We start from the raw sequence: 12,444 nt of genomic DNA, 5'->3' as shown, positions 1-12,444 counted from the left end.
GGAGGTCCAGATGACGTACACCAACTTCACGCTCGACACAGACGCCGACGGCATCGCGCTGGTCACCTGGAACATGCCGGATCGCTCGATGAATGTCTTCACCGAGGAGGCGCTGCGCGAACTCAACGCCATCGTCGATCAGGTCGTGGGCGATGCCGCCATCAAGGGCGCGGTGATCACCTCCGGCAAGGATACCTTCTCCGGCGGCGCCGACATCACCATGCTGCAGAAGATGCTGACCGCCTTCGCCGCCGAGAAGCAGAAGGACGTCGAGAAGGCCACCAAGGCGCTGTTCGACAATGCCGGCGCGATGACCGGACTGTTCCGCAAGCTGGAAACCTGCGGCAAGCCGTGGGTCTCGGCGATCAACGGCACCTGCATGGGCGGCGCCTTCGAAATGTCGCTGGCCTGCCATGGCCGCGTCGCCGCCGATTCCGACAAGGTGAAGATGGCGCTGCCCGAAGTGAAGATCGGCATCTTCCCCGGTGCCGGCGGCACCCAGCGCGTGCCGCGGCTGACCGACCAGCAGCAGGCGCTGCAGATGCTGACCTCGGGCCAGAACCTTACCCCGCAAAAGGCGAAGGCGATGGGCCTGATCCACGAGATATCGGAGCCTTCGAAGCTCGTCGAGACCGCCAAGGCGATGATCAGGAACGGCCTGAAGCCGGTGGCGCCGTGGGACGAGAAGGGCTTCAAGCTGCCCGGCGGACCGGTCTATTCGGCGGCCGGCGCCAATCTCTGGCCGCCGGCCATCGCCATCCTGCGCCGCGAGACCTATGGCAATTACCCGGCCGCCGCGGCAATCCTGAAATGCGTCTATGAAGGCCTGCTGGTGCCGTTCGACACCGCGCTCAGGATCGAGCAGCGCTATTTCACCGAGATCATGCAGTCGAAGGAAGCGGCGGCGATGATCCGCTCGCTGTTCGTATCGCTGCAGGAACTGAACAAGGGCGCCCGCCGCCCGGCCGGCGTGCCGGACACCAGGTTCAAGAAGATCGGCATTCTCGGCGCCGGCTTCATGGGCGCCGGCATCGCCTACGTCACCGCCAAGGCCGGTATTCCTGTGGTGCTGCTCGATCGCGATATGGAATCGGCGCAGAAGGGCAAGGCGCATTCCGACGGCCTGATTTCGGATCAGGTCAAGAAAGGCCGCGCCAGGCCCGAGGACAGGGACAAGCTCCTGTCGCTGATCACGCCGACCGCGGACTATGCCGACCTCGCCGGCTGCGACCTCGTGGTCGAGGCGGTGTTCGAGGATTCTGGCGTCAAGAAAGCCGCCACCGAACAGGCCGAGGCCGTGCTGAAATCGTCGGCGATCTTCGCCTCGAACACCTCGACCATCCCGATCACTTCGCTGGCCAAGAATTCGACGCGGCCGAAGAATTTTGTCGGCATCCACTTCTTCTCGCCGGTCGACAAGATGATGCTGGTCGAGATCATCCTCGGCAAGAAGACCGGCGACAAGGCGCTGGCCACCGCGATCGACTTCGTGCGCGCCATCAAGAAGACGCCGATCGTCGTCAACGACACGCGCGGCTTCTACGTCAACCGCTGCGTGCTGCGCTATATGTCGGAAGCCTACAAGATGCTGATCGAGGGCGTACCCGCGCCGATGATCGAGAATGCCGCCAAGGCCGCCGGCATGCCGGTCGGCCCGTTGGCGCTGACCGACGAGACGGCCATCGACCTTGCCCAGAAGATCATGAAGCAGACCATCAGGGATCTCGGCGACAAGGCCGTCGACCCCAGGCAAATGGCGCTGATCAACACCGTGGTCGACGACCATGGCCGCTTCGGCCGCAAGAACGGCAAGGGTTTCTACGACTACCCGGCCAAGCCCGCCAAGAAGAAGCTGTGGCCCGGTTTGAAGGACCTCTACCCGCAGCTCGCGCCCGACAAGGTCGACTATGAGGAACTGCAGCAGCGCCTGCTGGTCACCATCGCGCTCGAAGCGGCGCGGGTGATGGAGGAAGGCATCGTCACCGATCCGCGCGAGGCCGATGTCGGCTCGATCCTGGCCTTCGGCTTCGCACCCTATACCGGCGGCGCGCTGTCCTATATTGACGGGATCGGTGCCAAGCGGTTCGTCAAGATCGCCAAGGGGCTGCAGAAGAAATACGGCGCCGAATTCAAGGCGCCCAAGCTGCTCCTCGACATGGCCGAGAAGGGCGAGACCTTCTACGAACGCTTCGATCCCTATGCCAAGGGCGACGTGAAGCAGGCAGCCTGACATAGCCCGGCGTCATGTATGTCTGGGCGCGCATGGCGCGCATGATGGCCACGGCGCGCAGCCGTGGCCCCTATGTGATGGGTGGCGAAAGCCGGCTGGCTTTTCGCTGCCTGCCGACCGACATCGATTTCAACATCCACCTCAACAATGCCCGCTACATGATGCTGGCTGACCTCGGCCGCGTCGATCTGTTCGTCCGCGCCGGGCTGATCTCGCTCGCGCGCAGGAACGGCTGGGCGCCGATGATGGGCGGGCTGCAGGCCGTCTATGCGCGCGAGATCAGGCTGTGGCGCCGCTTCGAAGTGGTCTCGTCGATCGAGACCTGGGAAGGCACGCAGGTCGTCGGCAAGCACCGCTTCGTCCTCGACAATGGCGAGACGGCCGCGCTGATCCTGACCACCGCCGGCGTCTATGACCGCAAGGCGCGCCGTTTCCTCGACATCGACGAGGTTGTCGCCGCACTCGGCCGTGCGGTGAACCCGCGTCCGCCGACGGAGGCCGAACGGATCTTCATGACGTCGCACCAGAGGCTGCGCGGCCTGGCCAAGAGGGACGACTGATCCCGGCGGTCAGTCGTTCCTGATCGGACAAGAATGTGCGCCGTCGGTGGACAAGACGGCATTGGCGCACTAGAAGGAACAGGCATTTTTTCCTGTTTCGAAGGAGAGCACGTCATGCTCTCGCACGACCGCGTCTGGGCTGCCATCGATGCTCTTGCCGAGCGCTATTCGCTTTCGGCGTCGGGTCTGGCAAGGCGCGCGGGGCTCGATTCAACCGCCTTCAACAAATCGAAACGCCTGTCCTCGGACGGGCGTCCGCGCTGGCCTTCGACCGAATCGCTGGCCAAGATCATCGAGGCGACGGGCGCCTCGCTGGACGAATTCACCGGGCTGATCGAGGGGCGGGGCGAAGTCGTTGTCGCGACGTCCCACAGGCGCGCCGTGCCGTTGCTGGGCTTTGCCCAGGCCGGCGCCGGCGGCTTCTTCGACGATGCCGGCTTTCCGGCGGGGCAGGGCTGGGATCTGGTCGAATTGCCGGCGCAATCGACCGAAAGTTCCTACGCGCTGCAGGTGCAGGGCGATTCCATGCTGCCGCTTTACCGCAATGGCGACGTCCTCATCGTCGAGCCGGGCGCGGCCACCCGCAAGGGCGATCGCGTCGTGGTCAAGACCACGTCGGGAGAAGTGATGGCCAAGGTGCTCGAACGCCAGACCGTCAAGTCGATCGCCCTGGTTTCGCTCAATCCGGATCATCCCGATCGCGACATCCCCATGCCCGAGGTCGAATGGGTGGCGCGGATCGTCTGGGCAAGCCAATAGGTGCAACGGGTGCGACTTCCTCATCTTGTCCTGGCGGTTCTGATGGTCCCGGCAATGGCAGCGCTGGTCGTCGTCGGCGGACGCACGCTGAAAGGAAGCGAAAGCACCGTCGCGGTGGATCAGATCGATCTGGGCGCCGATACGATGCCGCAGGCCGATGCCGGGACGGCGCCCGAAGAGCCCGCCACCGCCGCCATACCTGCCCCGCAGCCGCCAAAGCCGGTGGTGCATTCGCGGACGATCGATCCACAGCTCGTCGCGCCGCCGGAACTGCCGGCTGGAGAACTCGAACGGGTCGAGCCGCGCGAGCCGTTGAGCAAGCTGGCGCTGGCCGTGCCGCCCAAACCGAAGATGCCGGACGACTGGAACGGCACAAAGCTGTTTCAGCCGGTCGCGTCGGCCGCCGGCCTGATCGAGGCGAAAGGCTATTCGGTCGCCGTTTCCGGCATCGATGTCGTCAGGCAGGACGAGACGTGCACCACCGATGGCAAATCCTGGCCGTGCGGGGTTCGCGCACGCACCGCGTTCCGTGCCTTCCTGCGCGGCCGCGCCGTAGTCTGCACGGTGCCGCCGGAAGGCGGCCGCGACCTGATTGCGGCGGAATGCCGGATCGGCAAGCAGGATGTCGGCCAGTGGCTGGTCGAAAACGGCTGGGCGCGCGCCGCCAAGGGCGGTCCCTATGTCGAGGCCGGCGAAAAGGCAAAAAGCGCCATGAAAGGCATTTTCGGATCGGCGCCGAACCTTGCCGGCGTCTCGGCGGTGCCGGATGCGCCCGCCCCGTCGCCCCAGGCGCCGGGCTCGATCCTGCAGGAAGAGGGCGGCGCCCTCAAGCCAGCTGACCAGCCAACGCCTTCTGAATGAGTGCGCGGGTCTCGGCCACACCGTACAAGGCGGCGAAGGATCCGAAGCGCGGGCCGCGTTCCTGACCGATAAGCACCTGATAGATCATCTGGAAGAAGCCGCCTGAAACGCCGGGACCGCCTTCCGGGCTCTGCTTGGAATGGTCCTGATAGCGCTCGATCTTGCGCGCCACGTTGAGCGAGGCGTTCTGGATCGCCTCTCCGCTTGAGCCCGCCGGCAGTTCGGCAAGCGCCTTTTCGAGGGCCACCAGCGCTTCGCGCTCGACGTCGTCGGCCGGGCGAAAGACCTTCGTCGGCTTCACGAAATCGTCGAAATAGCGGATCGCGTAGCCGGTCAGCCGGTCGAGCTCGGGATGGGTCGCCGGCGTCACGCCTGGCACATGGCGCGAGATGAAGCCCCACAGCACATCCTTGTTCTGCGCATTGGAGGCGCTGACCAGGTTGAGCAGCAGCGAGAACGGCACCGGCATGTCGATGGCAGGCGGATTGCCGTCATGCATGTGCCAGACCGGGTTGCCCAGCCGCTCCTTCCATTCCTGGCGGGGATAGGCCGCGAGGAAGGTGTAATATTCGTCCACGGCCCGCGGGATAACGTCGAAATAGAGCTTCTTGGCCTGCCTGGGCCGCTGGTACATATAGAGCCCCAGGCTCTCGGTCGGCGCATAGGTCAGCCATTCGTCGATGGTCAGGCCATTGCCCTTCGACTTGGAGATCTTCTGGCCGTTCTCGTCGAGGAACAGCTCGTAGACGAAATGCTCCGGCGCGCGTCCGCCCAGAATGTTGCAGATGCGGTCATAGACCACGGCGTTGGTCTGGTGGTCCTTGCCGAACATCTCGAAATCGACGCCAAGGGCTGCCCAGCGCATGCCGAAATCCGGCTTCCACTGCAGCTTCACCTTGCCGCCGGTGACTTCCAGCGTGGTCTCCGTGCCTTCATCGTCGAAGGTGATGGTGCCGGCCTTGGCGTCGACATGCTTCATGGGAACGTAAAGCACGCGCCCGCTCTTCGGCGAAATCGGCAGGAAGGGACTATAGGTCGCCTGCCGCTCCGGTCCGAGCGTCGGCAGCATGACCGCCATGATCTGGTCGTAGCGTTCGGCGGTGCGCAACAGCATCGCGTCGAAACGGCCGGTCTTGTAGTACTGCGTCGCGCTGGCGAATTCGTAGTCGAAGCCGAACGTGTCGAGGAAGCGGCAGAGCATCGCGTTGTTGTGGTCGGCGAAGCTCGCATAGTCGCCGCCGAACAGGTTGGGCACCGAGGACAGCGGCCTGTGCAGATGCGGCTCGAGAGCCGCGCGATCCGGCACGTTGTCGGGTATCTTGCGCATGCCGTCCATGTCGTCGGAAAAGCAGAGCAGCTTGGTGGCCACCTTGTCCTGCGTCAGCACACGAAAGGCATGGCGCACCATCGAGGTGCGCGCCACTTCGCCGAACGTGCCGATATGCGGCAGGCCCGACGGTCCATAGCCGGTCTCGAACAGGATCGTTTCGGGGAAGTCGGCGCCCTTGTAGCGCTCGATGATCTTTTTGGCTTCCTCGAAAGGCCACGCCTTGCTCTCGGCCGCCGCCGCCAGCAGTTCGGGGTTGAGATCGATTATGTTTGATCCCGCCATGGTCCAGTTTTCCAAATTATTCGCCGCGATGGCCGCAAGTGTCGATTTTCAACCGGTCTCTAGGCGCGCGTGGCCGGAGCGTCAACGCGTGGGGCGCTTTTTCCTTGCGGCTCCTGGGCCGCCTTCCTACCTTCGGGGCCTGTTGAAGGAGTAAAGAATGCCGTCGCCGACCCCGCATGAAGCCCTGATCTACCTGATGGTCATCACCTCGGCCTCCGATCGTGACATGACCGATGTCGAACTGGCCAGGATCGGCGACGTCGTCCGCTCATGGCCGGTGTTCGAGGACTTCAAGCACGACCGGCTGGTTGCCGTGGCCCAGGCTTGCCAGAAGATGCTGCACGAGAAGGACGGGCTGGAAGGTGTCCTGGCCCAGGTCGCCGAAGCGCTGCCGGAACGCCTGCGCGACACCGCCTACGCCGCGGCCTTCGAAGTCGCCGCCGTCGATCTGGAGATGCGCATGGAAGAGGTGCGGGTGCTGCAACTGATCCGCCGCGAGCTTGATCTCGATACGTTGACAGTGGCGGCCATCGGCCGTGCGGCCAAGGCGCGGCTCCGCACGTTGACCTGACCGGCAAGCGTCACCACCGCCGATCCGGGAGCTGACCTTGCCGGCTAGAAAAAACTGACCGGGAAATAGCGCAGGTAGAATTCGGCGAAAGTGCCTTTCATCGAGATCTCCTGCAACGCGTAGTCGAGCGCCGCGGCAAGCGCCGGATCGTCCGCCCGCGTCGCGATGGCCATGCCGGTGCCCAGATATTCGGGCGCCAGATAGGGGCCGCCGGCAAAGCGGCAGCAGCCCGCCGCATCGGAGCCGCCAAGCCAGAAGGCGAAGCGCATGCCGTCGCCGAAGGCCGCGTCGATCTTGCCGGCCTTGAGGTCGCCGTAGAGGGCTTCCGGTCCGTCAAAGGGCACGACCTGGACGGTGCTGAAATAGTCGCGCAGCATGCGCTCATGCGCCGAACCCGCTATCACGCCGACGCGCTTGCCGTGCAGCTTGTCGAAGATCGGCTCCGCCAGAGCCTTGCTCTTCGGCATGATGAAGCGTGCCGGGAACTGCAGATAGGAGCGCGAGAAGGCATAAGTCTGTCGCGACTGCGGCGTAACCGCAATGCCGGCGATGACGGCTTCGCCTTCGCCTTTCTCGAGCGCGCCTTGGAGCTCAGACCACGGCAAGGCCTGGATCTGGCATTTGTCGGCGATGCCGAGTTCGGCGCAGATGGCGCGCGCCAGGTCGATGTGGAAACCGGACAGCTTTCCAGCGCCGTCGAGGAAGTTGAAGGGTGGAAAATCCGTCGTCGTCAGGAACCGCAGCCGCGGCAACGCCGAAAGGTCCGGCTTGGGCAGTCGCTCCTTGGCGTCCCACAGCACCGGCACCTGCGGTTCCGCCGCGCGGGCTCCGGCACCCCATGTCTGCGTCGCGACGAGCGCCGCTGCCAGGACCAGGGACCGCCATTGCAATGCCACGATAGAACTCCGCCGCACCCGTGTTCGTGCCGGTTTTGGTACGAAAATGGTACAGGCACAATGCTTTTTGATTTCAACGCGTCGATTTCAGGATATGCTTCGGTGGATTTGCAAACAGCGGTGGCTGCCCTGGTGGGGGTACCAGGGTCGAGAACCACAACCGGAAGCGGGCGCTTTGCAATTCGTGGTCGGTGGCGAAGTGCCGGCAAGGCGCGGACCATTGACCTCAATGCAAGAGGCAACATGGGGTTGATGTTGCGATGGGTCAGTTCGATCGGACGTTGGAATACATAGACCAATTGCAGCACGCCGCGACCGCGGCGGCGGTCTGCGAGAAGCTGCTGGGCGTGACGTCGGAATTCGGCCTGACCGCGCTCATGGCCGGAACCGTTCCGCAGCCAGGCACGCCGACGGGTCAGCAAAAACAGCATGTGCTGCTTTGCGACTGGCCGGTCGAATGGCTCGAGCGCTATGTGGCGCGCAACTATGTCGATCACGATCCCGTGGTCAGTCACATGAAACAGCTGCAGGCGCCGTTCCAGTGGCGGGATGCCGCGCAAGGTCCTCGCATCGACAAGAGCAGCGGCGAGGTGATGGGCGACGCCGGCGCTTTCAAGCTGCGCGATGGGCTCGCCTTCCCGCTGATCACGCTCGATGGCCAGATCGTCATGGTGTCGCTGGGTGGCGAGGCCGTGGAACTGTCGGCCGCCGAGTTCGGCCTGGTCTCGCTGGTCTCGACCTACGCGGTCGGCCGCGCCATGCAACTCCACACCATGGCCGGCAAGATCATCGACCATATCGAGTTGACGCCGCGCGAACGCGAGTGCCTGCAATGGGCCGCCGTCGGCAAGTCCGAATGGGAGATTTCGCAAATCCTTGGCATCTCCGAGCACACGTCGGAGAAACATCTTCTTAACGCCAAAAGCAAACTCGGTGCCGTCAACCGGGTCCAGGCAGTCGCCGAGGCGATCAGGCGCGGCTACATTAGCTAGGTCGGCCGTGCCGGCCTAGAACTTCTTGCCTACGTGATCACGCAATTTCCGCATCGAAGCACGGCCGTATCTTCCCTGAAAACACAGGAGACTACGGAATGCTTTTTTGTCTTACGACCAAAGAATTGATGGAACGTCCCGACCTCTGGGAGGCGGTCCATCGATTGCGCTACCGGATATTCGTCGAGGAAATGGGGTGGGAGGACCTGCGGCGCCCCGACGGATTTGAGGTCGACCAGTTCGATCATGACGAGGCGGTGCATCAGATCGTCATCAGGGGCAACGAAGTCGCGGGCTATCAGAGGATGTTGCCGACCACACGGCCGCATCTGTTGACCGAGGTGTTGACCGATCTCTCCGAAGGAACGCCGCCGGCAGGCCCCAACATTTGGGAGCTGACCCGCTATGCGGTGGCTCCGGGCTTCCGCGACGGCCGGCGTGGCGTCTCGACCGTCGGTACCGAATTGATAGCCGGGTTCGTCGAGTGGGGGCTGAAGCGCGGTGTCGACAAGGTGATCATCGAGTTCGAGCCGATGTGGGTGCTGCGCGCCTTGCAACTGCATTTCCTGGCGACGCCGCTGGGCTATCAGCGCACCTATGGCAACCAGCAGGTCGTGGCGACGCTGCTCACCTTCAACGAGCACACGCTGGAGGTGGTGCGGTCACGCCGCAATCATCATGCTCCGGTCCTCGCCAGGGGCTATCCCGACATGTTCGGCCAAAGGAGGGCATCATGAGGCCGGAGACCACGCTGGACCTGCATCCGCGGCCTGAACTGCGCAACCACGCGCTGATCGTCACTGTCTCGTCGACCGACGGCCGGCCTGTGCTCGACAGGAGGGCCTATGAGAGCCTTGCCAGGACCTTCCATGAGGCCGCCGAAAGTGACGAGGTGCGTGTCGTCGTGCTGCGTGGCCTGGCAGGCTGCTTCTGTCTTGGCGGCGACTTTTCCGAGTTCCTGGATGCCACCAAGCACCAGGAACTGATCGCCGCCGTCACCGACATGTTCCGCACGCTGGCGACGTTTCCCAAGCCGATCCTGGCCTGCGTGGACGGCGACGCGGTCGGTGTCGGCTGCACCATCCTGTTCCACTGCGACATGGTGATCGCCTCGGACAAGAGCACGTTCCGTGTGCCGTTCGTCGATTTCGGCCTGGTGCCGGACGCGGCGACCAGCATCCTGGCGCCGCAGAAGCTCGGCTATGCCGGTGCTTTCCGCTTCTTCTGCCTCGGTGATACGCTTCATGCCGAGGATGCCAGGGCGCTCGGCCTTGTCGCCGAGATCGTGCATGACGGCGTGGAAGAAGCAACGCTCGGCCGGGCCCGGCAACTCGCCAAGAAGCCGGTCGCGGCATTGCTGCAGACGCGCGGACTGCTCAAGGGCAACACCGGCGCGCTGTGCGACCGCATCGACCAGGAGATATCGCTGTTCCAGCAGGCGCTGCAGGACGACGCCACGCTGCGGCGGCTGCAGCGGATCGCGCGTCTGGCGGCCTGAGCAGACGAAAAGTGGACATCCATGAACTGCGCCGCGCTGCCTTTCCGGCCGCGCGGCGCCAAAGCGTCAGCCTTCCTTGCCGAGGAAGGACGGCCCTTCGCCGATGATCTTCTTGTCTTCCTTGCCGACAATATCGAGATCGCGCCCTTCATAAGGCAGCGACAACAAGATGCGGCGCATCACCGCCAGCCGTGCACGGCGCTTGTCGTTGGCCCGCACGATGATCCATGGCGCGAACTCCTTGTGGGTGCGCTCGAACATGGTGTCGCGCGCCTTGGTGTAATCGTCCCACTTGGTGATGCCGGCAATGTCGATCGGCGAGAACTTCCAGCTCTTCAGCGGACTGTAGCGGCGGCCGTGAAAGCGCTCGAGCTGCGTTTCCTGGCCGATGTTCAGCCAGAATTTGAAGAAGTGGATGCCGTCATTGACGATCATCCGTTCGAAATGCGGCGTCTCGTCGAGAAACCTCTCGTGCTGCTCGGGGGTGCAGAACCCCATCACCGGCTCGACGCCAGCCCGGTTGTACCAGGAGCGGTCGAAGGTGACGAATTCGCCCGATGTCGGGAAATGGTCGGCATAGCGCTGGTAGTACCATTGCCCCAGTTCCGTCGGGGTGGGCTTGGTCAGCGCGACGTTGCGCGCCGTGCGTGGGTTGAGGTACTGGCGCAGCACGAAAATCGTGCCGCCCTTGCCCGCCGCGTCTCGGCCCTCGAACAGCGCCATCACCCGCTTGCCGCTCGATTGCAGCCAGGCCTGCGCCTTGACCAGTTCTATCTGCAGTTTCTCGAGCGTCTCGTCATATTCGTCGCTCTTCATCTTCTTGTCGTAAGGATAGCCGCCCGCCGTCAGCTTGTTGTCCTCGACCCAGGCCGGCAGTTCGGGATTCTCGATGTCGAACTCCCGCTCCTTGCCGTCGATCTTGAGCTTCAGCGGCCCCGTGGCCGATGCGGCTGACTGTTCCTTGGCTTTTTTCATGCAGACGAACCCTTTCCAGCTTCCGGACTCATGCTATTGGGGGCCTTCCTGCCGGTCCAGCGCGAAGTTGCCGGGCCGGCGAAACCTTTGCAATGCGGGGCGCAGGCGCGAATGGCTGACCGGGGCGCGGACGAGTTGGGTGTGGGAGACGCCGTTGCCGCCAGGCTGTGGAACGGCCGCTGGCAGCTCCTTTCGGGCCTTGTCGCCATTTTGCTGGTCTACGTTTTTGCCGGTATCTCCGCCTATGTGCTGCTGCCGGCGCTGGTCCTCCTGCTGGTGGCGGCGATGCTGCCGACAGGGGCCACGCGGCCGGCACGCGAAAGCGCCGCCTCGCTCGAAGCGATAGGCTTGCAGCGCCTGTCCGGCGAATATCTCGCGGCCGCCGTCGCCGATCCGCTTATCATCTTCGACCAGGCCGCCACCATCGTCCACGCCAACGCCGCCGCCTTTGCCGCCTTTGGCGGCATCGCGCCCGGCATATCCCTGCCGCTGAAATTCAGGGCGCCGGAAATGCAGGCGCTGCTGGACAGTGTTCTGTCGGGCACCGTCGCCTCGGATGTTGTCGACTACACCGAGAAACTGCCCGTCGAACGGGCCTACCGCGTCAGCGCGTCCTCGGTCGGTCATGGCACCGAGCTCTATGTGCTGGTCTTCAAGGACCAGAGCGAGGCGCGGCGCATCGACCGCATGCGCGCCGACTTCATCGCCAACGCCAGCCACGAATTGCGCACCCCGCTGGCCTCGATCGCGGGCTTCATCGAAACGCTGCGCGGGCCGGCCCGCAACGACCCGGCGGCGCGCGAGCAGTTCCTGCAGATCATGCAGAACCAGACCGGCCGCATGGCGCGCCTTATCGATGACCTGCTGTCGCTGTCGCGGCTGGAGATGAAGCCCTATCTGAAGCCGGGAACCGAAGTCGATCTGCGCCAGACCGTCGACAGCGTCATCGATTCGCTGGGGCCGCTCGCCCGGGAGAACAATGTCGCCATCGAGCGTGATTTCGCCAGGGGCCCGCTTGATGTGCCGGGCGATCGCGACGAGCTGTTCCAGGTCTTCGAGAACCTCCTGGAAAATGCCTGCAAATACGGCCAGTCGGGCGGTCGCGTCGTGGTCTCGATAGCGCGTGGCGACGACGGTTCCGAGCCGGGCATCGACGTGACGATCACGGATTTTGGCCCTGGCATTCCCGAGGAGCATATTCCCCGCATCACCGAGCGCTTCTACCGCATCGATGTCGAGACCAGCCGGACCCAGAAAGGCACCGGACTTGGCCTGTCGATCGTCAAGCACATACTGACACGCCACAACGCCAGGCTCTCGATCAAATCCGAGGTCGGCAAGGGCGCCGCCTTCTCTGTCCATTTGCCGGCGCACTGATATCGCCCTACTTATCCACGGGGCCGTTTCTTTTTTCTGTCATCCGGCTAGCGTATCAGCGGGGATTCGAGGAAACGACTCAAAATCAAGACACCCCGTGGGAAGGCATTTCC

At 64.0% G+C, this 12,444-nt stretch carries 12 protein-coding genes; 9 read left to right on the top strand and 3 right to left on the bottom strand.

The genetic code is table 11. From position 1 onward, the window contains the following. Positions 1 to 10: 10 nt before the first annotated feature. From FJ967_RS10435 to FJ967_RS10420, 4 genes are all read left to right on the top strand, one after another. Entirely contained in the window at positions 11 to 2,230 is a 2,220-nt protein-coding gene (locus FJ967_RS10435; protein WP_140731622.1) for a 3-hydroxyacyl-CoA dehydrogenase NAD-binding domain-containing protein, read from the top strand. Between the two features lie 14 nt (positions 2,231 to 2,244). Then, positions 2,245 to 2,790: a thioesterase family protein gene (locus FJ967_RS10430; RefSeq protein ID WP_140731621.1), complete on the top strand. Its 546-nt coding sequence runs from the start codon at positions 2,245 to 2,247 to the stop codon at positions 2,788 to 2,790. Between the two features lie 114 nt (positions 2,791 to 2,904). Then, positions 2,905 to 3,549 (top strand): helix-turn-helix transcriptional regulator, encoded by a 645-nt coding sequence (locus FJ967_RS10425; protein WP_140731620.1) that lies wholly within the window; start codon positions 2,905 to 2,907, stop codon positions 3,547 to 3,549. Between the two features lie 9 nt (positions 3,550 to 3,558). Continuing rightward, complete coding sequence (locus FJ967_RS10420) at positions 3,559 to 4,410, top strand: thermonuclease family protein (protein ID WP_348643083.1); 852 nt, start codon at positions 3,559 to 3,561, stop codon at positions 4,408 to 4,410. On the opposite strand, the gene FJ967_RS10415 is transcribed toward FJ967_RS10420, so the two are convergent. Next, a complete protein-coding gene (locus FJ967_RS10415) occupies positions 4,376 to 6,022 on the bottom strand; it encodes a lysine--tRNA ligase (protein ID WP_140731618.1) in 1,647 nt (548 codons plus the stop codon). The genes FJ967_RS10420 and FJ967_RS10415 overlap by 35 nt on opposite strands. Before the next feature lie 157 nt (positions 6,023 to 6,179). Here FJ967_RS10415 and FJ967_RS10410 point away from each other — a divergent pair, with 157 nt between their 5' ends. Further along, entirely contained in the window at positions 6,180 to 6,593 is a 414-nt protein-coding gene (locus FJ967_RS10410) for a tellurite resistance TerB family protein (protein WP_140731617.1), read from the top strand. Positions 6,594 to 6,637: 44 nt separating this feature from the next. Here FJ967_RS10410 and FJ967_RS10405 read toward each other — a convergent pair whose 3' ends face one another. Beyond that, the gene (locus FJ967_RS10405; protein ID WP_140731616.1) at positions 6,638 to 7,489 is read right to left on the bottom strand and encodes a transporter substrate-binding domain-containing protein; all 852 of its coding nucleotides are present in this window, start codon (positions 7,487 to 7,489) and stop codon (positions 6,638 to 6,640) included. Positions 7,490 to 7,749: 260 nt separating this feature from the next. Here FJ967_RS10405 and FJ967_RS10400 point away from each other — a divergent pair, with 260 nt between their 5' ends. The 3 genes from FJ967_RS10400 (at position 7,750) to FJ967_RS10390 (ending at position 9,979) form a co-directional block, all read left to right on the top strand. Beyond that, positions 7,750 to 8,481 carry a LuxR family transcriptional regulator gene (locus FJ967_RS10400; protein ID WP_140731615.1) on the top strand — a complete coding sequence of 244 codons (732 nt, stop codon included), beginning with the start codon at positions 7,750 to 7,752 and terminating at the stop codon, positions 8,479 to 8,481. A 98-nt stretch (positions 8,482 to 8,579) separates the two neighbouring features. Beyond that, the gene (locus FJ967_RS10395; protein WP_140731614.1) at positions 8,580 to 9,218 is read left to right on the top strand and encodes an acyl-homoserine-lactone synthase; all 639 of its coding nucleotides are present in this window, start codon (positions 8,580 to 8,582) and stop codon (positions 9,216 to 9,218) included. After that, positions 9,215 to 9,979 carry an enoyl-CoA hydratase-related protein gene (locus FJ967_RS10390; RefSeq protein ID WP_181175764.1) on the top strand — a complete coding sequence of 255 codons (765 nt, stop codon included), beginning with the start codon at positions 9,215 to 9,217 and terminating at the stop codon, positions 9,977 to 9,979. The genes FJ967_RS10395 and FJ967_RS10390 overlap by 4 nt, the downstream gene beginning before the upstream one ends. Before the next feature lie 66 nt (positions 9,980 to 10,045). Here the strand turns inward: FJ967_RS10390 and ppk2 are convergent, their stop codons facing one another. Beyond that, positions 10,046 to 10,954: a polyphosphate kinase 2 gene (ppk2, locus tag FJ967_RS10385; RefSeq protein ID WP_140731613.1), complete on the bottom strand. Its 909-nt coding sequence runs from the start codon at positions 10,952 to 10,954 to the stop codon at positions 10,046 to 10,048. A gap of 111 nt (positions 10,955 to 11,065) precedes the next feature. On the opposite strand from ppk2, the gene FJ967_RS10380 reads away from it, so the two are divergent. After that, positions 11,066 to 12,331, top strand: coding sequence for an ATP-binding protein (locus FJ967_RS10380; RefSeq protein WP_140731612.1), 1,266 nt, complete (start codon positions 11,066 to 11,068; stop codon positions 12,329 to 12,331). The last annotated feature ends 113 nt before the right edge of the window (positions 12,332 to 12,444 follow it).

Source organism: Mesorhizobium sp. B2-3-4, assembly GCF_006442315.1.
GTDB lineage: Bacteria > Pseudomonadota > Alphaproteobacteria > Rhizobiales > Rhizobiaceae > Mesorhizobium.
This window is presented reverse-complemented; position numbering and strand designations above follow the sequence as displayed.